27 protein-coding genes are annotated in these 20,424 nt (G+C 31.3%); 24 read left to right on the plus strand and 3 right to left on the minus strand.

Features of this window, described 5'->3' with window-relative positions:
• The first annotated feature begins 2 nt into the window (after positions 1-2).
• From ACIJYA_RS01810 to ACIJYA_RS01875, 14 genes are read left to right on the plus strand one after another with little or no spacing between them, the layout of a single operon-like run.
• On the plus strand, positions 3-410 hold the full coding sequence (locus ACIJYA_RS01810; RefSeq protein WP_435088771.1) for an AAA family ATPase: 408 nt from the start codon (positions 3-5) through the stop codon (positions 408-410).
• Positions 410-784, plus strand: a complete 375-nt coding sequence (locus tag ACIJYA_RS01815) for a cytidyltransferase (RefSeq protein ID WP_435088772.1) — start codon at positions 410-412, stop codon at positions 782-784. The genes ACIJYA_RS01810 and ACIJYA_RS01815 overlap by 1 nt, the downstream gene beginning before the upstream one ends.
• Positions 785-790: 6 nt before the next feature.
• A complete protein-coding gene (locus ACIJYA_RS01820; protein ID WP_435088773.1) occupies positions 791-1,642 on the plus strand; it encodes a HalD/BesD family halogenase in 852 nt (283 codons plus the stop codon).
• A gap of 1 nt (position 1,643) precedes the next feature.
• The gene (locus ACIJYA_RS01825) at positions 1,644-2,423 is read left to right on the plus strand and encodes an enoyl-CoA hydratase (RefSeq protein ID WP_435088774.1); all 780 of its coding nucleotides are present in this window, start codon (positions 1,644-1,646) and stop codon (positions 2,421-2,423) included.
• Positions 2,423-2,620, plus strand: coding sequence for a hypothetical protein (locus ACIJYA_RS01830; RefSeq protein WP_435088775.1), 198 nt, complete (start codon positions 2,423-2,425; stop codon positions 2,618-2,620). The genes ACIJYA_RS01825 and ACIJYA_RS01830 overlap by 1 nt, the downstream gene beginning before the upstream one ends.
• Positions 2,621-2,623: 3 nt before the next feature.
• On the plus strand, positions 2,624-3,058 hold the full coding sequence (locus ACIJYA_RS01835) for a CoA-binding protein (protein ID WP_435088776.1): 435 nt from the start codon (positions 2,624-2,626) through the stop codon (positions 3,056-3,058).
• A complete protein-coding gene (locus ACIJYA_RS01840) occupies positions 3,059-3,478 on the plus strand; it encodes a YeeE/YedE family protein (RefSeq protein WP_435088777.1) in 420 nt (139 codons plus the stop codon).
• Positions 3,475-3,888 carry a DUF6691 family protein gene (locus ACIJYA_RS01845; protein ID WP_435088778.1) on the plus strand — a complete coding sequence of 138 codons (414 nt, stop codon included), beginning with the start codon at positions 3,475-3,477 and terminating at the stop codon, positions 3,886-3,888. Before ACIJYA_RS01840 ends, ACIJYA_RS01845 begins: the two co-directional genes overlap by 4 nt.
• Before the next feature lie 5 nt (positions 3,889-3,893).
• On the plus strand, positions 3,894-4,466 hold the full coding sequence (locus tag ACIJYA_RS01850) for an NAD(P)H-dependent oxidoreductase (protein WP_435088779.1): 573 nt from the start codon (positions 3,894-3,896) through the stop codon (positions 4,464-4,466).
• Positions 4,435-4,911 carry a hypothetical protein gene (locus ACIJYA_RS01855; RefSeq protein ID WP_435088780.1) on the plus strand — a complete coding sequence of 159 codons (477 nt, stop codon included), beginning with the start codon at positions 4,435-4,437 and terminating at the stop codon, positions 4,909-4,911. Before ACIJYA_RS01850 ends, ACIJYA_RS01855 begins: the two co-directional genes overlap by 32 nt.
• 56 nt (positions 4,912-4,967) lie before the next feature.
• On the plus strand, positions 4,968-7,397 hold the full coding sequence (locus ACIJYA_RS01860; protein WP_435088781.1) for a GcvT family protein: 2,430 nt from the start codon (positions 4,968-4,970) through the stop codon (positions 7,395-7,397).
• The gene (locus tag ACIJYA_RS01865; protein WP_297682372.1) at positions 7,397-8,146 is read left to right on the plus strand and encodes an electron transfer flavoprotein subunit beta/FixA family protein; all 750 of its coding nucleotides are present in this window, start codon (positions 7,397-7,399) and stop codon (positions 8,144-8,146) included. The genes ACIJYA_RS01860 and ACIJYA_RS01865 overlap by 1 nt, the downstream gene beginning before the upstream one ends.
• The gene (locus ACIJYA_RS01870; protein ID WP_435088782.1) at positions 8,146-9,099 is read left to right on the plus strand and encodes an electron transfer flavoprotein subunit alpha/FixB family protein; all 954 of its coding nucleotides are present in this window, start codon (positions 8,146-8,148) and stop codon (positions 9,097-9,099) included. Before ACIJYA_RS01865 ends, ACIJYA_RS01870 begins: the two co-directional genes overlap by 1 nt.
• A 22-nt stretch (positions 9,100-9,121) precedes the next feature.
• Entirely contained in the window at positions 9,122-10,741 is a 1,620-nt protein-coding gene (locus ACIJYA_RS01875; RefSeq protein WP_435088783.1) for an electron transfer flavoprotein-ubiquinone oxidoreductase, read from the plus strand.
• A 1-nt stretch (position 10,742) separates the two neighbouring features.
• Here the strand turns inward: ACIJYA_RS01875 and ACIJYA_RS01880 are convergent, their stop codons facing one another.
• Both ACIJYA_RS01880 and hisI read right to left on the minus strand, forming a co-directional pair.
• Positions 10,743-11,117, minus strand: a complete 375-nt coding sequence (locus ACIJYA_RS01880) for a DUF2237 family protein (protein WP_435088784.1) — start codon at positions 11,115-11,117, stop codon at positions 10,743-10,745.
• The gene (gene hisI / locus ACIJYA_RS01885) at positions 11,118-11,585 is read right to left on the minus strand and encodes a phosphoribosyl-AMP cyclohydrolase (RefSeq protein ID WP_435088785.1); all 468 of its coding nucleotides are present in this window, start codon (positions 11,583-11,585) and stop codon (positions 11,118-11,120) included.
• A gap of 76 nt (positions 11,586-11,661) precedes the next feature.
• Between hisI and folE the strand changes: the two genes are divergently transcribed.
• The 9 genes from folE to ACIJYA_RS01930 all read left to right on the plus strand — a co-directional run bounded on the left by folE (position 11,662) and on the right by ACIJYA_RS01930 (position 19,287).
• Positions 11,662-12,279 (plus strand): GTP cyclohydrolase I FolE, encoded by a 618-nt coding sequence (gene folE, locus ACIJYA_RS01890; protein ID WP_435088786.1) that lies wholly within the window; start codon positions 11,662-11,664, stop codon positions 12,277-12,279.
• A 1-nt stretch (position 12,280) separates the two neighbouring features.
• On the plus strand, positions 12,281-13,282 hold the full coding sequence (locus tag ACIJYA_RS01895; protein ID WP_435088787.1) for an oxidoreductase: 1,002 nt from the start codon (positions 12,281-12,283) through the stop codon (positions 13,280-13,282).
• On the plus strand, positions 13,282-14,169 hold the full coding sequence (locus tag ACIJYA_RS01900) for a LysR family transcriptional regulator (protein WP_435088788.1): 888 nt from the start codon (positions 13,282-13,284) through the stop codon (positions 14,167-14,169). The genes ACIJYA_RS01895 and ACIJYA_RS01900 overlap by 1 nt, the downstream gene beginning before the upstream one ends.
• 135 nt (positions 14,170-14,304) lie before the next feature.
• The gene (locus tag ACIJYA_RS01905) at positions 14,305-15,324 is read left to right on the plus strand and encodes an extracellular solute-binding protein (RefSeq protein WP_435088789.1); all 1,020 of its coding nucleotides are present in this window, start codon (positions 14,305-14,307) and stop codon (positions 15,322-15,324) included.
• A 3-nt stretch (positions 15,325-15,327) separates the two neighbouring features.
• Positions 15,328-15,498: a hypothetical protein gene (locus ACIJYA_RS01910; RefSeq protein ID WP_435088790.1), complete on the plus strand. Its 171-nt coding sequence runs from the start codon at positions 15,328-15,330 to the stop codon at positions 15,496-15,498.
• A gap of 75 nt (positions 15,499-15,573) precedes the next feature.
• Entirely contained in the window at positions 15,574-17,193 is a 1,620-nt protein-coding gene (locus tag ACIJYA_RS01915) for an ABC transporter permease (protein WP_435088791.1), read from the plus strand.
• Between the two features lie 7 nt (positions 17,194-17,200).
• A complete protein-coding gene (locus ACIJYA_RS01920) occupies positions 17,201-18,259 on the plus strand; it encodes an ABC transporter ATP-binding protein (protein ID WP_435088792.1) in 1,059 nt (352 codons plus the stop codon).
• 16 nt (positions 18,260-18,275) lie between these two features.
• Positions 18,276-18,974 (plus strand): AzlC family ABC transporter permease, encoded by a 699-nt coding sequence (locus ACIJYA_RS01925; RefSeq protein WP_435088793.1) that lies wholly within the window; start codon positions 18,276-18,278, stop codon positions 18,972-18,974.
• Positions 18,967-19,287, plus strand: a complete 321-nt coding sequence (locus ACIJYA_RS01930; RefSeq protein ID WP_435088794.1) for an AzlD domain-containing protein — start codon at positions 18,967-18,969, stop codon at positions 19,285-19,287. The genes ACIJYA_RS01925 and ACIJYA_RS01930 overlap by 8 nt, the downstream gene beginning before the upstream one ends.
• Here the strand turns inward: ACIJYA_RS01930 and ACIJYA_RS01935 are convergent.
• On the minus strand, positions 19,280-19,963 hold the full coding sequence (locus ACIJYA_RS01935) for an MBL fold metallo-hydrolase (RefSeq protein WP_435088795.1): 684 nt from the start codon (positions 19,961-19,963) through the stop codon (positions 19,280-19,282). The genes ACIJYA_RS01930 and ACIJYA_RS01935 overlap by 8 nt on opposite strands.
• A 22-nt stretch (positions 19,964-19,985) precedes the next feature.
• Between ACIJYA_RS01935 and ACIJYA_RS01940 the strand changes: the two genes are divergently transcribed.
• Positions 19,986-20,423 (plus strand): DUF4396 domain-containing protein, encoded by a 438-nt coding sequence (locus tag ACIJYA_RS01940; RefSeq protein ID WP_435088796.1) that lies wholly within the window; start codon positions 19,986-19,988, stop codon positions 20,421-20,423.
• Position 20,424 lies beyond the last annotated feature (1 nt).

Consider the following 20,424-nt stretch of genomic DNA (forward strand, 5'->3'; position numbering starts at 1 on the left):
AGATGAAAATTATTTTAATAATGGGTCTACCTGGCTCAGGAAAAACAACATTAGCTGAAGAATTAGCACCAATGCTTAATGCAAGAAGATTAAATGCAGATGAAGTTAGAAAAGAAGCAAATGATTGGGATTTTTCTGAGGAGGGAAGAAAAAGACAAGCAAAAAGGATGGCAGACTTTGCATTAAAATTAAAAGACGATGGAAATTTTGTTGTAGCAGATTTTATTTGCCCAACACCTGAAGCAAGAGAATTATTCCCTGCAGATTTTGTTATTTGGGTTGATACTATTAAAGAAGGAAGATTTGATGACACTAATAAAATGTTTGTTAAACCGGATAAGTTTAACTTTCATGTGACCACACAAGATGCTAAAAATTGGGCACCAAAAATATTAAAGGAGATAAAATAATGGCTCACAAATGGGATAATAAAAAACCAACTGCACAAATGTTAGGAAGATGGCAACCATTTCATGATGGTCATTACACTTTATTTAAAGAAATTGTAAAAAAAACTGGTCAAGTTTGTATTCAAATTAGAGATGTTCAGGGAGTTGATGACAATCCTTTTGATTTTGAAACAGTTAAAAAAAATATTGAAGACAGGTTAAATCCTGAATTTGAAGGTCAATTTAAAGTAATGCTTGTGCCAAATATCACCAACATTTGTTATGGACGTGGTGTTGGTTATAAAATTGAAGAAATTGAACTTTCAAAAGAAATTCAAGAAATCTCAGCTACTAAAATTAGAGCTAAGATGAGAGAAGAAGGAAAATTGGAATAAATTTTAATGAACGATAGATTAAAAACTATTGTAGATTTAGATAATTATCCAATTCACGATCTATCTTCCAGCAAGATACAAGCAATAATTAAAAAATGTAAAGACGATTTAGAGCAGTTCAGCTGCTCTACTATTCCAAATTTTATTTTGCCAAAGTCAATTGAGACCATGAATTTTGAATTGGAAAAAAAAATTGATAAAGTTTTTATGTCTAAAAAAAGTATTAATCCATATCTTAACTCTAAGGATGATCCTTCTTTATCTCCAAACCATCCCAAAAGAACTTTTTTAGAGAGAGATAATGGATATTTAAACTCAGATCTTTTTGACAACGGCTCTGAAATGAAATTTTTATACGAGCAGGAAGAACTTTTAAAATTTGTATCCGCTTGTCTAGGGATCTCGCCAATATACAGATGGGCAGACCCATTGGCTTGTCACGCTTACAATGTAATGAGGTCGGAAGGAATTCTTCCTTGGCATTTTGATAGCTGTGAATTTACACTCAGTATAATGATACAAAAACCTGATGAGGGTGGAATTTTTGAATATTGTCCATTTATTAGAGAGCCAGGAAATGAAAATTTTGATGAAGTTAAAAAAGTACTAGATGGTGACAGAACAAAGGTTCGGCAATTAAAATTAGAACCTGGAGATTTACAAATATTTAAGGGTAGATTTACACTGCATAGAGTTACAAAAGTAAAAGGAGAAAAACCAAGATATCTTTGTATACCAGCTTATGTATTGGATCCTTGGAGAGTTAATACTCCTGAACATTCAGAAGCTATTTATGGAAAAGTTCTACCAATTCATATAGAAAGAAATCAAGCTAGATCTGATGGTTTAGCTGATTGATATGGCAAGTAATATTAAAATAAAAAAAATAACTAATGAAATTGCATCAATTATTATTGATGAACAAAAAACTTATAATTCTTTATCGTTTAAAAATTTAACTGATTTACTTAAAGCTTTTAAAAAACTTGATACTGATAAACAATCAAAAGTTATTATTTTAGAAGGTGCCGGTAAAGGCTTTAGTGCAGGACACAATTTAAAAGAAGTTAGAGGATTAAAAAAAAGAGACAAATATCAAAAATTATTTAATCTTTGTTCAAAAGTAATGCTCCAAATTGTTGAGGGAAGAAAGCCAGTAATTGCAAAGATTCATGGAGCAGCTTTTGCTGCTGGATGTCAGTTAGTTGCAAGTTGCGATTTAGCTTACAGTGCCAATGATGCTTTGTTTGCTACTCCTGGTGTTAATATAGGGTTATTTTGTAGTACTCCGATGGTTGCTGTAAGTAGAAAAATTAATAGAAAACCAATGATGAAGATGTTGTTAACTGGAGAACCTATTAAAGCAAATTATGCAAAAGAAATTGGACTAATTAACGATTGTTATTTAAAATCAAAATTAGACAATGAGGTACTGAAAGTTGCTAAAACCATTGCCTCAAAATCAAATTTAACAATTAAAATTGGTAAACAAGCCTTTTATAAACAATTGGAAATGCCATTAAAAAAAGCATATGCATATACGAGTAAAATGATGACTGTGAATATGATGGCAATGGATGCTCAAGAAGGAATATCTGCTTTTTTGGAGAAACGAAAACCAAAATGGAAAAATAAATAATGAAAAACAAAAAAAATATTTTAATTATTATTTTTATTATTTCAGGAATGTATTTTGCTTTAAGTTTTAAAGATCACAATCTCAAAAGAGCTGTAGATGCATGTCTTGCTGGAAGTCAAAAATTATCAGAGTCAAAGATTACAGATTTAAAGGAAGCCCGAAAATTTTGTGAAGATCAGATAAAAAAAAATAAATAATTTATGTCTGAGATCAAGAATATTCTCTCAAAATACAAAACTATTGCAATGATAGGAGTGAGTAAAGATCCTGGCAAACCATCAACTATAGTTATGAAATATATGCAAAAATATGGATACAAGGTTATTCCAGTTAACCCAAGAGCTAAAGGTGAAAAAATCTTAGGTGAGGAAGTATTTGAAAAAATAACTGATATAAAAGAGCTGGTTGATATAGTTGACGTTTTTAGACCTTCCAAAGAAGTATTTCCCATTGCAGAAGATGCAGTAAAGATTGGAGCAAAAGTTTTGTGGTTACAGCTAGGTATAAAAGATGAGAATGCAAAAGAGTTAGTTGAGAAAAATGATATTGAATATATAGAAAATAAATGTACTAAAATGGAATATCAGAAACATTTTTTAAAAATTAGACAGGCATTCCCAGTTTTAAACAATTAAATGAATATAGTAAATTTTACACCCGTTACGGCAACTCTTGGAGGCATACTCATTGGCTTGGCTGTTGTGATATTTTTTTTATTTAATGGCCGACTAGTAGGTATAAGTGGAATAGCTGCCAATGCTCTAACTAATAAAGATAATAGATTTGATAACATATTATTTTTATTAGGTTTAGTAATTGGACCAATTCTTTATAGTTTGTTTGCTAATAACGAAATTAAAATCACAATTTCAAACTCTTTCATTTTGTTGATAATTGCAGGTCTTTTAGTTGGAATTGGGACCAGAATAAGTGGTGGCTGTACAAGTGGTCATGGCATTAGTGGCTGTGGAAGATTTTCACTTAGATCAATTGTTGCAACTGTAACTTTTATGATTGTTGGAATCTTAACAGTACTAGTAAAAAGTTTTATATGAATAAATTAGTTTCATTAATTTCAGGAATTGTTTTTGGTATTGGGCTAGTTATTTCAGAAATGATTAATCCTGAAAAAGTTTTAGGTTTTTTGGATTTGTTTGGAAACTGGGATCCTTCTTTAGCTTTTGTTATGATTGGTGCTTTAATAGTATCCTCACCACTATTTCATATAATCAAAAAAAAAGAAAAACCAATATTTGCTGAAAATTTTAACTATTCAAAAAACAAAAGTATTAATAATAAACTTATTTTAGGATCAGCAATATTTGGAACCGGTTGGGGATTAATTGGATTATGTCCCGGACCAGCAATATCATCAATTGCACTCTTAGATATTCACTCAATAACATTTGTTATAGCAATGTTTGTAGGTTTTTATTTAGTAAAGTTAATTAACTTCGATAATTAAAATTCATGAGTAAAAAAATATTTTTAGTTTATGGGCACTATAATGATAAATCTTTTAATGCCGCAATAAGAGATACCTTTATAAAAACGGCTGAAGAAAAAGGGAACAAAGTTGATGCTATTGATTTGTATAAAGAGAAATTTGATCCAGTTTTTGCAGGTGAAGAACCTGGTGGAGATGTTTTAAACCATCGTCAAAGAATTGAAGAGTGCGATACAATTGTTTTAATTGCACCAATTTGGAATTTTAGGATGCCAGCAATAGTTGAAGGTTGGATAGATAAAGTATTAGCACCACCTTGGGCGTTTAGATTTAAACAGTTGTGGGGTAACTATGGTTATCCGATTGGAAATTTGAGACAAAAAAAAGCAATTATTTTTTGCACTTATGGATCTCCAAGATTAGCAATTACGACCTTTTTTTTAAACCTTCCTATAAGAAGACTAAAAAGAGGAGTATTTCATATGTGTGGCATATATAACATTGTTTATAGAAGATATTTTGCAGTACCATTTGTTAGTGATGCAAAAAGACAAGAATTTTTAGATGATGTTAAAAAGACTGCCATTAATATTTAAAGTTTTAGTTCTACTTTTAATCACAATTTCAATATCCAAAGCAGAAATATTAAAGCCAAGTAGCGATATTAATCCTAAAGAAGTGGTTAAAATTCAGCTAACAGGCCTTCAGAAAAATGACCTTAATTTTAAAGACAGTGGCATAGAGCAAACATGGAATTTTGCCCACCCAAACAACAAAAAGGTTACTGGTCCCCTAGGTAATTTTAAAAGGATGTTGAAGGGTAACTCCTATGAGATGATGATTAATCATTTAAGTCACACAATTACCCAGCTTGGAAGTAGCGAAAATTGGGCTCAATTTGAGGTAGTTATTTTAGATAAAAATAAAATCTATCATAAGTTCAATTGGCAGGTTGAAAAGTATACTGAAGAGGGTGAACTTAAAGACTGTTGGTTGACGAGCATGGTCTCAAATCCGATCCCACTAGGCAGTTCAATTTAATTATCCACAGATACAATTTTGTTTCGTTATTTCAAAAAATTTAGTAGGAATCGCGAATGAAAACAAAAACTAAAGTTGTAGTAGTTGGCGGTGGAGTAGTAGGTGTTAGTGCTCTTTACCATTTAGCAAAAAAAGGTTGGTCAGATGTTGTTCTTGTTGAAAGAAAAGAATTAACATCAGGATCTACTTGGCATGCAGCAGGATTATTACCTTTATTTAATATGAGTTATTCAGTTGGACAACTTCATAAATACGCAGTTGATCTTTATAAAAAATTAGAAGAAGAAACTGGAAAAAATGTTGGCTTTAGTGTTGTATCAAATATTCGTTTAGCAAGTACTAAAGATAGAATGGATGAGTATCATCAGTATGCTGGTGTAGCTCAAACTATTGGCGTCGATGTAAAATTTTTAACACCAGATCAAGTAAAAGAAATTTGGCCTTTGTGTCATACAGATGATTTAGTTGGTGCGATCCAACACCCTGAGGATGGATATATTCAGCCTGCTGATTTAACTCAAGCAATGGCAACTGGTGCAAGAAATATGGGTGCCGAAATTTATAGAAATACAAGTGTACTTTCAATGAAACAAACTAAAGATGGTTGGGTTGTTGAAACTGACAAAGGTTCTATAGAGTGCGAACATATTATTTCTTGTTCAGGAAACTTTGCAAGACAAACTGGTAAAATGGTTGGCTTAGATATTCCTGTTATTCCAGTTGAACATCAATACATTGTAACCGAACCACACCCTGAAATTCAAAAAAGAAAAAAAGATGGTTTACCAGAAATGGGAGTTTTAAGGGATAGCGATAACAGATGGTACATGAGAGAAGAAGCAGGTGGATTAATTTTAGGTCCATACGAAGATGGTGCACCAGCTTGTTATGTTAATGGTCCCTCAAAAGATTCAGAGTATGAATTGTTTCAAGAAGATTTAGATAGATTAGCACCACACATTGAGGGTGCAATACACCGTGTTCCTGCGTTTGGAGAAGTTGGTGTTAAAAAAGTTTATAACGGTGCAATTTGTTATACACCAGATGGCAATCCAATTGTTGGACCTGCGTGGGGATTAAAAAACTTTTGGATTAACGAAGGACATAGTTTTGGAATTACTGCAGCGGGTGGAGCAGGATGGCAATTAGCTGAATGGATTGTTGATGGTGAGCCAACTATTGATATGCTTGGTGTTGAGCCTAGACGTTATGGAGATTATGCAACTAAGTCTTATTTAAAAGCTAAAAATGAAGAAGCGTATAGTCATGTATTTATTACCCACTATCCTGATGAAGAAAGACCTGCCGCAAGACCTTTAAGAACATCTCCTTGTTATGAAAGAATGAAAGATTTAGGTGCAGTTTTTGGACAAAAATTTGGTTGGGAAAGACCCAATTTTTTTGCAACAGATGGTATGGAGCAAAAAGATGACTGGTCGTTTAGAAGATCTAAGTGGTTTGAGGCTATTAAAAAAGAATGTCAAAATGTAAAAGACAATGTTGGACTTTTAGATATGACCGCATTTGCAAAATGCAGAATTAAAGGTCCAAAAGCTGAGGAATTTTTAGATCATTTAGTAGCAAATAAACTGCCAAAAAAAATTGGAAGAATTGGTTTGTGTCATGCTCTTAATACCAAGGGTGGGGTTCATTCAGAATTTACAATTATGAGAGAATCTGAAAATAGTTTCTATTTAGTATCTGCTGGAGCAAACTTAAGATTAGATCATGATTGGATTAAAAAATGGATGCCAGATGAAGGTGTTACCTTTGAAGATCTAACTAACAGCACGGGTGTACTGGTTGTAGCGGGCCCTAAATCAAGAGAGTTGTTGCAAAAAGTATCTACTGATGATTTTTCAAATGAGAATTTTAAATGGTTAACAGCACAAAATGTTGATGTTGGATATGCTCCTGTTAATGCCATGAGAGTAAATTTTGTTGGTGAATTAGGTTGGGAGCTTCATCATCCAATTGAATATCAAAATCATATTTTTGATAAGTTAATGGAAGCTGGTAAGGATCTAGGTATTAAACCTTTTGGTATAAGAGCAATGAACAGCTTAAGATTAGAAAAATCATATAAACTAGTTGGTACTGAGCTTTCAATTGAATATTCACCTTACGAGTCTGGGTTAGATAGATTTGTTCACCCTAACAAAGGTAGTTTCATAGGACTAGAGGCTCTTAACAAATGGAGAGAAAAAGGTTTTGATAATAAACTTATTACTCTTGAAATTCACAATACTAAAGACGCAGATGTTTTGGGAAATAACCCAATTTACAAAGATAACAAAGTTGTTGGAAGAGCAACTGGTGGCGAATTTGGTTTTAGATTAGATAAATCAATTGCTCTTGCCATGGTGAAGCCAGAGCATGCTAGGGTAGGCGACAAATTACAAGTTGATATTTTAGGTGAAATGTATGAGGCTACTGTTTTAGAAGAGAGTCCGTACGATTCTGAAAATAATTTGTTGAGAGCTTAATGAAAATTTTAGTCGCCGTTAAAAGAGTTATTGATTACAATGTTCAAATAAGAGTTAAAGAAGATGGCACAGGTGTTGTTACTGACAATGTTAAGATGTCAACAAATCCACCAGATGACAATGCAATCGAAGAAGCAGTAAAGATTAAAGAAAGTGGAAAAGCAACAGAAGTAATTGCTGTAACTGTTGGTGAAGAAAAAGCTCAGGAAACTGTCAGAAAAGCTCTAGCGGTTGGAGCTGATAGAGGAATTCATGTCAAAGCAGAAGGCATAATAGAACCCATTGCTGTTTCAAAAATTTTACAAAAAATTGTTGAAAAAGAAAAACCAGATTTAGTCTTTATGGGTAAACAAGCAATTGATGATGATTGCAATCAAACAGGACAAATGTTGAGTGCATTATTAAATTGGCCTCAAGCAACTTTTGCTTCAAAAATTGAAGTTAAAGATGGAAAATTAGAAGTTATTAGAGAAATTGATGAGGGTTTAGAAACTATCGAAATCAATACTCCAGCCATCGTAACCTGTGACTTAAGATTAAATGAACCAAGATATGCTTCATTGCCAAATATAATGAAAGCAAAGAAAAAACCAATTGAACAAATGAATGCATCAGATTTAGGAGTTGATACCGCACCTAAAATACAACAGATAAAAGTCGAAGAACCACCTAAGCGTAAAGCTGGAATTAAGGTTTCAAGTGTTGCTGAATTAGTTCAAAAATTAAAAAATGAGGCAAAAGTAATATAATGTCAGTATTATTAATAGTAGAGCACAACAATAAAGAGCTTAAATCTTTTACTTTAAATGCTGTTACAGCAGCATCTCAAATTGATACCGATGTTCACGCATTAGTTATTGGAAATAATTGTAGTGATGCTGCTAAAGCTGCCTCAGAACTACCCTTGGTTAAAAAAGTAATTACAGTTGAAGCTGCTCATTATGAAAATTTTTTAGCAGAAAATTTTGCTCCGGTTGTTACAAAACTTGCAGATAATTATTCTCATATAGTTTGTTCAGCAAATACATTTGGTAAAAATTTAATGCCAAGAATAGCTGCTAAATTAGATACATCACAAGTTAGTGATATTATCAAAGTAGAGTCTGCGGATACTTTTGTTAGACCCATTTATGCGGGAAATGCTTTTGCAACCGTTAAAAGTTCTGATGCAAAAAAATGTATTACTATTAGACCAACTTCTTTTGATCCATGTGAAAGCTGGGGGGGATCAGCACCAATTGAAACTGCTGAAGCAGGAGAAGAGTTTTCGTTAACAAAATTTATTAAAAGAGAAGAAATAAAATCAGATAGACCTGAACTTGGTACAGCAAGAATAGTAGTATCAGGTGGAAGGGGGATGCAAAGTGGAGATAACTTTAAATTAATTACTTCTATTGCAGATAAATTAAATGCAGCAATAGGTGCTTCTAGAGCAGCAGTGGATGCCGGTTATATCAGTAATGATCATCAAGTTGGTCAAACAGGTAAAGTAGTTGTTCCAGATCTTTATATTGCTGTTGGGATTTCAGGAGCTATTCAGCATTTAGCAGGAATGAAAGAAAGTAAAGTAATTGTTGCAATTAATAAAGATGGAGAAGCTCCCATTTTTAGTGTTGCAGATTATGGTTTAGAAGCAGATTTATTTGAAGCTTTGCCACAGTTCCTAGAAGAGCTGAACAAATTAAACACTATACAAAAATAATTCTTAAAGATAAAAATATCATATGGCTAGAGAGTCGATGGAATATGATGTTGTAATTATTGGAGGAGGTCCCTCTGGATTATCTACAGCAATTAAACTCAAACAACTTGATCCAAATTTAAACGTTTGCTTATTAGAAAAAGCATCAGAGATTGGTGCGCATATCTTAAGTGGTAATGTTTTTGAAACACGAGCATTGGATGAACTCTTACCAAATTGGAAAGAACTTAATTCACCGATTAAAACTAAAGTTTCAAAAGAAAAATTTTTATTTTTAGGTAAAACAAAATCATTAAGCTGGCCAACCTGGTTGCTTCCTAAGGTTCAACAAAATCATAACAATTATATCATTAGTTTAGCAAATTTATGCAGATGGCTTGCAGAACAAGCAGAGACCTTAGGCGTTGAAATATTTCCAGGATTTCCAGCGAGTGAAATTTTATATAACGAAGATGGATCTGTTAAAGGTGTTGCGACCCAAGATATGGGTATTGATAAAGAAGGAAATCAAAAAGATAGTTTTGAGCCTGGTATAGAATTACTAGGAAAAGTAACTGTATTTGCAGAAGGTTGTAGAGGTCACTTAGGAAAACAATTAATTGAAAAATTTAATCTCTCAAAAAATAAAGATCCCCAACAGTATGGAATTGGGTTTAAAGAAATTTGGGAAATAGAAGATAAAAATCATGAAGAAGGAATGGTAATGCATACTGCGGGATGGCCATTAGACAATAATACTTATGGAGGTAGCTTCATATATCACGCTGAAAATAAGCAAGTATTTTTAGGATATGTTATTGGCTTAGATTATAAAAACCCATATCTTTCCCCATACGATGAGTTTCAACGATTTAAAACCCATCCAGCAATTAAAAAAATAGTTGATGGAGGAAAAAGGATTTCTTATGGAGCGCGCGCATTAATTGAAGGAGGCCTTCAAAGTTTACCTCAAATGTTTATGCCAGGTGCATTATTAGTTGGTTGTGATGCGGGAACATTAAATATGCCGAAAATTAAGGGCTCTCATACAGCAATGAAAAGCGGTATGATTGCTGCTGAAACAATATTTGAAAAAATTAAAGAAAATAAAAACTTATCAATTTATGAGGAAAAATTTAAAAAAAGCTGGGTTTATGAAGAACTTCATGCGGCTCGTAATGTAAAACCAAGTTTTAGTTGGGGTTTAATACTTGGAATAATTTTTACAGGAATTGATCAAATTTTATTTAAAGGAAAGCTGCCTTTTACTCTAAAACACAAACATGCTGATCATGAAACATTAAAACCAGCAAATGAGATGCCTAAAATTGATTATCCAAAATATGATAATGTCATTACCTTTGATAAAACAAGTTCAGTTTATTTAACTGGCACAAATCATGCTGAAAATCAACCAGTTCATTTAAAACTTAAAGATCCTAATTTGCCAATTAGTTACACTTTAGAAAAATTTGATGAACCTGCGCAAAGATATTGTCCAGCAGGAGTTTATGAGGTTCAAAAAGAAAATGATCAAAATAAATTTGTGATTAATTCTCAAAATTGTATTCACTGTAAAACTTGTGATATTAAAGAGCCTTCACAAAATATTACTTGGGTAACACCAGAAGGTAGTGGTGGGCCTAAATATGGAAATATGTAAATTAAGATAAATCTATTGCAAACTTTTTTAATGTTTCAATAGGTACGTGCTTAAGAGTATTTTTATGAGTTCTTTTCAAAAATACTGGGCAACCTTTACCAGCTTCAACTGCTTTAGCGTACCAGCTAGCACAAACACACCATCCGTCACCATCTTTTAAACCAGGAAATCCAAACTCAGGGTGAGGTGTTATCAAATCATTACCTGCAGCTTTTAACCATTCTAAAAATTCAGTTGTAACTTTTGCACAAACAGTGTGAATACCATGATCATTTTCATCTGTATTGCAACAACCATCCCGATACCAGCCTGTTAAAGGATTATTAGAGCACTCTTCTAGATCCTCACCTAGAACATTTTTTTGTTTATCACTCATTTAAATTTTTGTTGGATTGGGCTGACCTTTGTAAACTTCTTCTGGATTAAAAGATTTTTCTTTTTCCTCAAACTTCATCTTTATTTCTCGACCATTATCTATTGGCCCCATCGGAATAGATCTATAAAAACATGATCTATATCCCACATGACAACTTGAGCCATCTCCAATATCAACTGTCATCCAAACAGAATCTTGATCATCATCAATTCTCAGCTCAGTTACTTTTTGAGTAAACCCGCTAGTTTTGCCTTTATGCCAAATAGCTTTTCTTGATCTACTAAAATAATGAGCTTCTTTTGTCTCGATTGTTTTTTTTAAAGCCTCAACATTCATATATCCGTGCATTAAAACGTCCCTTGTTTTAGAGCACATAGTAATTACTGGAATTAGACCATCATTATCAAATTTAGGGGATAGGAGATTTCCCTCTTCAATTTCTAGGACATTTTCTCTTTTTTTGAACATATGCATTGATTATTTAGCACATATCTCGATATATTAAATATTTTAAAATTAAGTAATTACTGTATAAAAAGGCGCTATGAAATTAGTAAAAGATACTGACAACAAAAATTTAGAAACTAACAAAGTTTCAGATAAAGAAGCAGAAGAAGCTTTTAAAACCATATTAGCTTGGATGGGTGAAGATCCAAGTCGTGAAGGTTTATTGGAAACACCAAAAAGAGTAGTTAAAGCTTATAAAGAATATTTTGCTGGTTACAAAGAAGATCCAAACAAAATTTTAGATAAAACATTTGGAGATGTTGATGGATATGACGATATGGTTGTTCAAAAAAACATCTCTGTTCAAAGTCATTGCGAACATCATATGGCACCAATCATTGGTAAGGCTCATGTTGCATACATTCCAAAAGAAAGAGTTGTTGGCTTAAGCAAGCTTGCAAGAGTAGTTGAAGTTTTTTCAAAAAGACTTCAAACTCAAGAGAGATTGACAATGCAAATCGCAAAAACATTAATGCAATCTTTGGATGCTAAGGGAGTTGCCGTAACAATAGACTCAACCCACCAATGTATGACCATGAGAGGTATTAAAAAGGAACAAGCATCAACTGTAACAAATTATTATTTGGGTCAATTTAAAGATGATCTAAGTTATCAAAATAGATATCTAAGATTTATCAGTATAGCAAAAGATTAAAGTGTCAGATCAATTTAAAGCATTAATCATCAATCAAGAGGGTGAAAGCTTTACAAGAGAAGTTAAATCAATTGATAAAAGTTTTTTAAAACATGGTGATGTAACTGTTAAAGTTGATTATTCATGTTTAAATTATAAAGATGCATTAATTTTAAATAACGGTGCAAAGTTAGTTAAAGAATTCCCTCATATACCAGGTATCGATTTTTCAGGAACAGTTGTTGAAAGTGCAAATGATAAATTTAAAAAAGATGATGAGGTAATCTTAACAGGTTGGAGAGTTGGAGAGATTTATTATGGTGGTTTTTCACAATATGCAAAAGTAAGTGGAGATTTTTTGGTTAAAAAACCAAAAAACCTATCTTCAAAACAATCAATGATTTTGGGCACAGCAGGCTTGACTGCATTACTTTGTTGTTTTGCAATTAAAGCAAGAGAGGAATTATTATTAGGTGAAAAAGTAAAAGATGTATTAGTTACTGGTGCTTCAGGGGGTGTTGGAAGTATTGCTGTAATGATTTTATCAAAATTTGGTTATGATGTAACAGCGGTAACAGGAAAAAAATCAAACGAAGATTATTTAAAATCAATAGGTGCAAAAACAGTTGTAAATAAAGACGATTTTGACAAAGATCCAAGACCACTAGACAAAGGTTTGTGGGATGGAGTAGTGGATACAGTGGGTGGAAAAATTTTAGCTAATGCATTAGCTCAAACAAGAGACAACGGAATTGTTGCTGCATGTGGAAATGCATCTGATTACAAATTAAATACAACAGTAATGCCATTTATAATTCGTGGAGTTAAATTATGGGGCATAAATTCTGTCACAGCATCAATTAAAAGAAGAGAATTTGTTTGGAGTGAAGTTTCAAATGTAATTGATTTTGATAAACTTGAAGAATCTATCAAAACAATTGGCCTGAATGAATTAATAGATATTTACTCTAAAATGCTAAAAGGAGAAACATCAGGTAGATATTTGATTGATGTAAATAAATAATGGATTGGGACAAATTAAAAATTTTTCATGCTGTAGCTGAAGCAGGAAGTTTTACCAATGCGACAGTAAACCTTAATTTGAGTCAATCAGCAATAAGCAGACAAATTCAATCACTTGAACAAGATTTAAAAGTTCAATTGTTTGAAAGGCATGCAAGAGGATTAACTCTTACTGAAAATGGGGAATATGTATTTAAGACAGCCCACGAAGTAATCAGCAAATTAAAAGAAGTTGAAACATCTTTAGGTGATCAGAAAAATAAACCAACTGGAAAACTAACAATTACAACAGTAAGAAGTTTTGGAACACACTGGTTAACACCTAGAATTCAAGAGTTTATGAGGTTAAACCCTGAAATAGAAATTGAACTAGTATTTGACGATAAAGAATTAGATTTAAGTACTCGTCAGGCAGATATTGGTATTTTTATGAGAAGACCAAAACAATTGAATTATATTCAAAAAAAATTAGTTGATATTAAATATTATATTTATGGATCTAATAAATATCTAGAAAAATTTGGAATGCCAAAAACTATTGCTGATTTAAATAAACATAATTTTATTTCATTTGGAAAAGGAGCGCCTTCACCTGTTTACAACCCTGATTGGGCATTAAAACTTGGAATGCATGATGGAAAAAAAAGAAAAACAGTTATGAAAGTAAATAGTGTTATGGGTTTACTTTTAGCTGTAGAGTCTGGAGTAGGATTAGCTGCTTTACCAGAGTATTTGGTTTTCAACTCAACTAATGTGATTAAAGTGCTACCTAAATCTGAAGGACCAATTACCGAAGCTCACTTTGTATATCCACAATCATTAAAAAACACTGCTAGAGTTCAGGCATTTAGAAATTTCTTGTTTAGCAAAATAGGTGACTGGAAATAAAATAATCCCTAAAAAATATCTCTTAAATTCCTAATATTTAATACTTTACAACTGCGTCAATATATGCGATTGATAATCATTCGCATTGAGAATAGTTCTCAACTAAAAAAAATTAAGGGTAAAGAAAAGGATAAAATGAAAAAAATAAGTTTATTAGCATTAACTTTAGTTTTCTTTACCAATTTAGGTTTTGCAGCTGAAGTCAATGTATTTAGCGCAAGACACTACGACTCTGATATTCAACTTTACAAAAAATTTACTGCAAAAACAGGCATTAAAGTAAATGTTGTATCAGGAAAAGATAAAGCTATTCAAAAAAGAATTACTGAAGAGGGGAAAGACTCTAAAGCTGACATTTATATTACTGCAGATGCTGGAAGATTGGGTGCATTTGATGCAAAAGGAATGTTTCAAAATTCAATGACGCCAGCAATAAAAGCCTCAGTTCCAAAAAACTTTAGATCAACAAATTGGACAGGAATAGCTAAGAGAGCAAGAATTATGTATTACTCTCCTGAGAGAGTTAATGCCAACGAATTAAATGGAATGACTTATGAAGGTCTTGCTGAGCCTAAATGGAAAGGAAGAGTTGTAATCAGACAATCAAATAACATTTATAACCAATCTTTAGTTGCTTCATTAGTTAAAAATAATGGAGAGAAAAAAACTTGTGAATGGGCAAAAGGTGTTGTTGCTAATATGGCAAGAGACTCTAAAGGAAATGATAGAGCTCAAATTTTAGCAGTAGCTGCTGGAGAAGCAGATTTGGCTATAGCAAATACCTATTATCTAGCTTTAATGTTATCTGGTAAAAAAGGAGCTGAGCAGCAAGCAGCAGCTAAAAAAGTTCTACCTTTTTTTCCTAATCAAGGAGACAGAGGAACACATATGAATATTAGTGGTGGTGGAGTTCTTAAAAATTCTCCAAATCCAGATAATGCAAAAAAACTTCTTGAGTTTTTATTAACAAAAGAAGCACAAGATCACATAGTAAATAATACATTTGAATATCCAATGATTGATGGTGTTGAGCCACATGAATTAGTTAAGCAAATGGGTTTAGGGTTTAAACAGGATTTAAATACTAAAGTAGTTAATTACGGAAAAAACCAAGCAAAAGCTTTAGAGTGTATGCTTGCGGCAAAGTGGAAGTAATTAATGATAAAAAAGAATTCATTAAATTTTGATTATAATAAGTCTTCTAGAGCATGTGATCCGTGTTTCTCAGAGTGTAAAAAAATTGAAAAAAAAATGAATAATAGAAAATTAACTGAGATCAAAAGTGATGAAACTGATCAATTCATAAACGTTTTTGATAAAAAAGATTAATTTTCAAAAAGTGAACATAATTTAATAGTCCTTACCCTTCTATTAATTATGTTCACTTAAAATTAAAGGGTAAGTATGGTTTTAAGAAAAATAAATATTTGGTATTTTAGTTCATTATTGATTTCAATTGCTGTTGCAATACCAATTATTACAGTATTTTCTAGCTTTTTTGAGAGCACTAGTGAATATTCAAGTATTATTAAAAATACGTTTCTTTATGAATATATTTTTAACTCTTTATCTCTTTTATTAGGTGTTTTATTTCTAACATTTGTAATTGGAGTATTAGGGGCTTATTTAGTCTCTTTTTATTCTTTTCCAGGATCAAATTTTTTCAAATGGGCTTTAATTTTATCTTTTGCAGTCCCCGCATATATCTATGCTTATTCATTAACAGCTTTTTTTGAAAATTATGGTACTGCCTTTACAATATTAAAGCATTTATTTGGTGAAGGTGATTACAATTCCTCAATACCAAAATTTGACGGAATGATGGGTGCAATAATCTCAATTTCATTTTCATTGTTTGGTTATGTATATGTTTTAACAAGAGCATCATTTCACTATCAGTCACAAAATTTAATAGAACTTGGAAAAAATCTTGGTTTTAGTAAGCAAAAATCATTTATGAAAATAATTTTACCATCAGCACGACCTGCAATTATAGCTGGACTATCGCTTGTTGCTATGGAAACTTTATCTGATTTTGGTTCTGTATCATTTTTTGGAATTTCAACTCTAACAACAGGTATTTATAATGCATGGATTTCATTTGACGATCTTGTACTGGCAAATCAATTATCTTTTTATCTTTTAATCTTTATCCTTGGATTATTTATATTAGAAAATTTATCCAGAAAAAAAGCACAATATCACTCACCAAGCAAAGGTGGATTTAAAAAAAAATCTTTAACAAACTTATATGGGATCAAAGCTTGGCTTGCTTTTTCATTTTGTTTTTTAGTATTTTTTATTAGCTTTTTATTTCCTGTGTCCCAAATGCTTTATTGGACAATTATTTTTCCCAAACATTTAGCAGATTTAAATTTAGTTGATTTATTTTCTAATACGATAATTCTCGTTTTATTATCAAGTATAGTTTTAATTGGATTTGCTTTTATTTCTAATTATGGAAATAGACTTTCTCGAAGTAAATTTTTGGAAATTTTGACTACTTTTTCAATATCTGGTTACGCCATCCCAGGCATTATATTAGCCGTTGCATTTATTACTTTTATTTCATGGTTTGATAATAGTATTATGAATTTGTTTGAAATTAGAAATGTAAAATCTATTTTCATCGGTTCTATTTTAGGCTTGGTTGTTGTTTATTTTATTAGATTTTTTTCTTTAGCAAGTAATGGATTAAAATCTGGTTATTTAAAGATAAATTATTCTATTGATGAAAGTGCATACCTTTTAGGTTACTCAAAATTTAAAACTTTTAAAAATATTCATATTCCTTATTTAAAAAATACTATCATGTTAATTGGTATATTGATTGCTATTGAAATTATTAAAGAGTTGCCCATAACATTGATAATGAGGCCATTTAATTTTGAAACTTTTGCCACCCAAGCCTATATATATGCTTCCCAAGACTTACTAGAGGCAGCTGCTGCACCTTCATTATTTCTTATTCTTATTGCAAGTTTCTTTATTTTAATTACATCTAGATATATTCTTAAGGATTAATTCTTATATGCCTAAAAATTTTTTAGAAATTGACAACGTTACATTTGCAGCAAGTGCAATAAGCAAAGTTAACAATGTTTCTTTAACTATAGAAAATGAAGGAGACATTGTTTGTCTTTTAGGCCCTTCTGGAATTGGTAAAACAACAATTTTAAGAACTATTGCTGGATTAGAAAAAATTCAATCAGGCAAAATTTCTTTAAAAAATAAAGTTATTTCATCTAAGTATGTTCATGTTGAGCCAGAAAATAGAAATATTTCCTTGGCGTTTCAAGATAATTCACTTTTTCCTCATTATAATGTTTTAGAAAACATCCAATTTGGTGCTGAAAGAAACAAGAAAAAGAAAAAAGATTTAACTATTAAAGAAGTTATCGAATTTCTTCATCTAGATCATGTTAAAGAAAAATTTCCTCATCAAATTAGTTCTGGTGAAGCTCAAAGAGCAGCATTAGCTAGAGCATTACTCTCTAAACCAGATTTACTTTTATTAGATGAGCCATTATCAAATGTTGATCAAAGTTTTAAAGAAGAGATTCAAGTTAAATTAAAACAAGTTTTAACTGACTTAAAAATTACAACAATTATAGTAACACATGATTCTTATGAAGCTTTCTATCTTGGAAGTAAATGTGGAATAATTTTAGACAGTCAACTCAAACAATTTGATGACCCATACAATGTCTATCATTTTCCAAATTCTGTAGAAGTTGTTAATTTTTTAAATAGAGGAATTTTAATTCCAGCAAAAGTGACTGGTGAAAATAGTTTAGAAAGTGATGATCTAGGAACTATTAATGGAAATTTTACAAAACGTTACCCAAAAGGATCAGACGTTCAATTATTATTACAGCCAGAAGATCTTGAGCATGATGATCAAAGTAATTTAAAGCTAGAAGTTGTTGATAGAAAATTTAGAGGTACTAACTTTATATATACCTTAAAAACTAGCAGTGATTTACTTATTCCTGTCTTTGTTCATTCCCATCATATGCATCAACATGAAATTGATGAAAAATTTGGCATTAAAAGACCGATAAATATTGATCATATAGTTTGTTTTTAATACATATTGTTTTTTAATGAGCAATAAATCTAAAATTTTCTTTAAAGGTGTAGTGGATGTAAGTCCATTAATGATACCTGTTGTGCCATTCGGGATAATATTTGGTGTTTTGGCTATAGATCTTGGCTTATCACCAATAACAACAATGGCTATGTCAATTATTATTTTTGGTGGAGCATCACAAATAATTTTTTTACAACTTTTTTCAGCAGGAGCTTCTTCGTTAGTAATCCTTAGCTCTGTTGGTGCAGTAAATTCAAGACATTTACTATATGGAGCTGTTTTATCTGAGCATATGTCAGATTTTAAAATGACTTGGAAAATAATAATTTCTTATTTTTTAGTTGACCAAGCTTTTGCAGTAACAAACTCTTATTTAAAAAAAAGTTCTGATAAAGATAGAGCATTTCATTCATTTGGTGCTGGTGCTACTTGCTGGATTATCTGGCAAATCACAACAATTATTGGAATATTTTTAGGCTCAATAATACCTGAAAAACTTGGATTAAGTTTTGCAGTTCCTTTAACATTTTTAGCTCTAATAGTAGATGATTTTAGAAAATTGATAAATGTAATTGTAATTATTATCTCTGGTTTAATAGCAACATTTGGCTATGAAATTATTCCATTTAAAGCGTACGTAATAGTAGCAGCAACAAGCGGTTTGATAGCAGCGATGATTTTAACAAAATTTAATAGATTTAATAATGGTTGAGTGGTCTTTAATAATTTACTGTGGTTTAATTACTTTCTTTTCAAGATATCTAATGATTGCAATACTTAAAAAAGAAATGTTCACAAATAGAGTGAGAGAAGTTTTATCCTTTGTTCCTTCTGCAATATTTCCAGCAATTATTTTTCCAGCTATTTTTTTAGATGTGACAGGAGATCTTTTAATTGAAAATAACCCAAAAATATTTGCAGCAATCATTGCCATAATAATTGGTCTTGTTAGTAAAAATGTTGTAGCAACAATATTTTCTGGATTAATTTCTTATTGGTTTTTAATTTTTGTTATATTTAATTAATACCTAATTGAATATTTCTACTAACATTGCTATCCATCATATCTGGTTTTGTTAAGTTTAGATTTGACATAATTTCAATATATTCATCAACGTTCTTAACTTGTAATCTAGGATTAAACTTTTTTTCATTACCAATTGTGCTTACTTTTTTACCATTGTAATCATGACCAGGATAAAGGAGCGTATCTTCTGGTAAGGTTAAAAGTTTATCAAAAATTGAATGATATGAGTCTTTTGAGTTTCCATTTTGAAAGTCAGTTCTACCAGTTCCGTTGATTAAAAGCGCGTCACCTGAAAAAAGATAATTATCTAGCAAAAAACTATAACTTTCCGATGTATGTCCAGGAGTATAGATAGATTTAATATTTAAATCATCAAGATTGATCATTTCGTTATCTTTTACTCTAATTTCAACTGTATCAGCAGGTGTGTGCTCCCCCATAAGTGTTGCACAACTAGTGGCTTGTTTTAATTTAGAAGCACCAGTGACATGATCTGCATGAATATGAGTATCAATGACTTTTACAAGCTTAAGATCTAATGCCTTTAAAAGTTGAATATATTCATTAACATTTTCGATTACCGGATCTATAATTATAGCTTCGCGACCTTTTGCCGAAGCAATTAAATATGTATAAGTTGAAGTTTTAATGTCAAATACTTGTTTAAAGATCATAAAATATTAATATCAAATTATTATGAATACCTCCACATTTGATTGGTCATGTAATCACACTTGGAAATCAAGTGCTAAAAATACGATGTGGTGTGTGATTGGTTGTTCGATTGGTGATTTTGGAACTATCTTATTTTTCCAAATTACACAAATTCCATGGACAGTTGCAGCCATTATGACTCTGGCAATCATAAACGGATTAATCACAAGTATAATCCTAGAGACTATAATATTAATGAGACAGAATTTTAATTTCAAAAGTGCATTTAAAACTGCGTGTGGGATGAGTTTTATTTCAATGATTAGTATGGAAATTGCAATGAACTTAACTGATTATCTTTTAACCGGTGGGGCAATGTTAACATGGTGGATTGTGCCAATCATGTTAATTGTGGGTTTTTTAACTCCATGGCCTTACAATTATTGGAGATTGAAAAAATTTGGAATAGCCTGTCACTAAG

It is taken from the genome of Candidatus Pelagibacter bacterium nBUS_29, assembly GCF_051200905.1.
Taxonomy (GTDB): Bacteria; Pseudomonadota; Alphaproteobacteria; order Pelagibacterales; family Pelagibacteraceae; genus Pelagibacter.

Bases quoted from the DNA above. Each gene is read 5' to 3' on its own strand.
- ACIJYA_RS01850 (WP_435088779.1), top strand. From the start codon at position 3,894: ATGAGTAAAAAAATATTTTTAGTTTATGGGCACTATAATGATAAATCT.
- ACIJYA_RS01840 (WP_435088777.1), top strand. From the start codon at position 3,059: ATGAATATAGTAAATTTTACACCCGTTACGGCAACTCTTGGAGGCATA.
- ACIJYA_RS01835 (WP_435088776.1), top strand. From the start codon at position 2,624: ATGTCTGAGATCAAGAATATTCTCTCAAAATACAAAACTATTGCAATG.
- ACIJYA_RS01915 (WP_435088791.1), top strand. From the start codon at position 15,574: ATGGTTTTAAGAAAAATAAATATTTGGTATTTTAGTTCATTATTGATT.
- ACIJYA_RS01905 (WP_435088789.1), top strand. From the start codon at position 14,305: ATGAAAAAAATAAGTTTATTAGCATTAACTTTAGTTTTCTTTACCAAT.
- ACIJYA_RS01910 (WP_435088790.1), top strand. From the start codon at position 15,328: ATGATAAAAAAGAATTCATTAAATTTTGATTATAATAAGTCTTCTAGA.
- ACIJYA_RS01880 (WP_435088784.1), bottom strand. From the start codon at position 11,117: ATGAGTGATAAACAAAAAAATGTTCTAGGTGAGGATCTAGAAGAGTGC.
- ACIJYA_RS01935 (WP_435088795.1), bottom strand. From the start codon at position 19,963: ATGATCTTTAAACAAGTATTTGACATTAAAACTTCAACTTATACATAT.
- ACIJYA_RS01920 (WP_435088792.1), top strand. From the start codon at position 17,201: ATGCCTAAAAATTTTTTAGAAATTGACAACGTTACATTTGCAGCAAGT.
- ACIJYA_RS01820 (WP_435088773.1), top strand. From the start codon at position 791: ATGAACGATAGATTAAAAACTATTGTAGATTTAGATAATTATCCAATT.
- ACIJYA_RS01845 (WP_435088778.1), top strand. From the start codon at position 3,475: ATGAATAAATTAGTTTCATTAATTTCAGGAATTGTTTTTGGTATTGGG.
- folE (WP_435088786.1), top strand. From the start codon at position 11,662: ATGAAATTAGTAAAAGATACTGACAACAAAAATTTAGAAACTAACAAA.
- ACIJYA_RS01930 (WP_435088794.1), top strand. From the start codon at position 18,967: ATGGTTGAGTGGTCTTTAATAATTTACTGTGGTTTAATTACTTTCTTT.
- ACIJYA_RS01940 (WP_435088796.1), top strand. From the start codon at position 19,986: ATGAATACCTCCACATTTGATTGGTCATGTAATCACACTTGGAAATCA.
- ACIJYA_RS01810 (WP_435088771.1), top strand. From the start codon at position 3: ATGAAAATTATTTTAATAATGGGTCTACCTGGCTCAGGAAAAACAACA.
- hisI (WP_435088785.1), bottom strand. From the start codon at position 11,585: ATGTTCAAAAAAAGAGAAAATGTCCTAGAAATTGAAGAGGGAAATCTC.
- ACIJYA_RS01815 (WP_435088772.1), top strand. From the start codon at position 410: ATGGCTCACAAATGGGATAATAAAAAACCAACTGCACAAATGTTAGGA.
- ACIJYA_RS01825 (WP_435088774.1), top strand. From the start codon at position 1,644: ATGGCAAGTAATATTAAAATAAAAAAAATAACTAATGAAATTGCATCA.
- ACIJYA_RS01860 (WP_435088781.1), top strand. From the start codon at position 4,968: ATGAAAACAAAAACTAAAGTTGTAGTAGTTGGCGGTGGAGTAGTAGGT.
- ACIJYA_RS01855 (WP_435088780.1), top strand. From the start codon at position 4,435: ATGATGTTAAAAAGACTGCCATTAATATTTAAAGTTTTAGTTCTACTT.
- ACIJYA_RS01900 (WP_435088788.1), top strand. From the start codon at position 13,282: ATGGATTGGGACAAATTAAAAATTTTTCATGCTGTAGCTGAAGCAGGA.
- ACIJYA_RS01925 (WP_435088793.1), top strand. From the start codon at position 18,276: ATGAGCAATAAATCTAAAATTTTCTTTAAAGGTGTAGTGGATGTAAGT.
- ACIJYA_RS01870 (WP_435088782.1), top strand. From the start codon at position 8,146: ATGTCAGTATTATTAATAGTAGAGCACAACAATAAAGAGCTTAAATCT.
- ACIJYA_RS01865 (WP_297682372.1), top strand. From the start codon at position 7,397: ATGAAAATTTTAGTCGCCGTTAAAAGAGTTATTGATTACAATGTTCAA.
- ACIJYA_RS01830 (WP_435088775.1), top strand. From the start codon at position 2,423: ATGAAAAACAAAAAAAATATTTTAATTATTATTTTTATTATTTCAGGA.
- ACIJYA_RS01875 (WP_435088783.1), top strand. From the start codon at position 9,122: ATGGCTAGAGAGTCGATGGAATATGATGTTGTAATTATTGGAGGAGGT.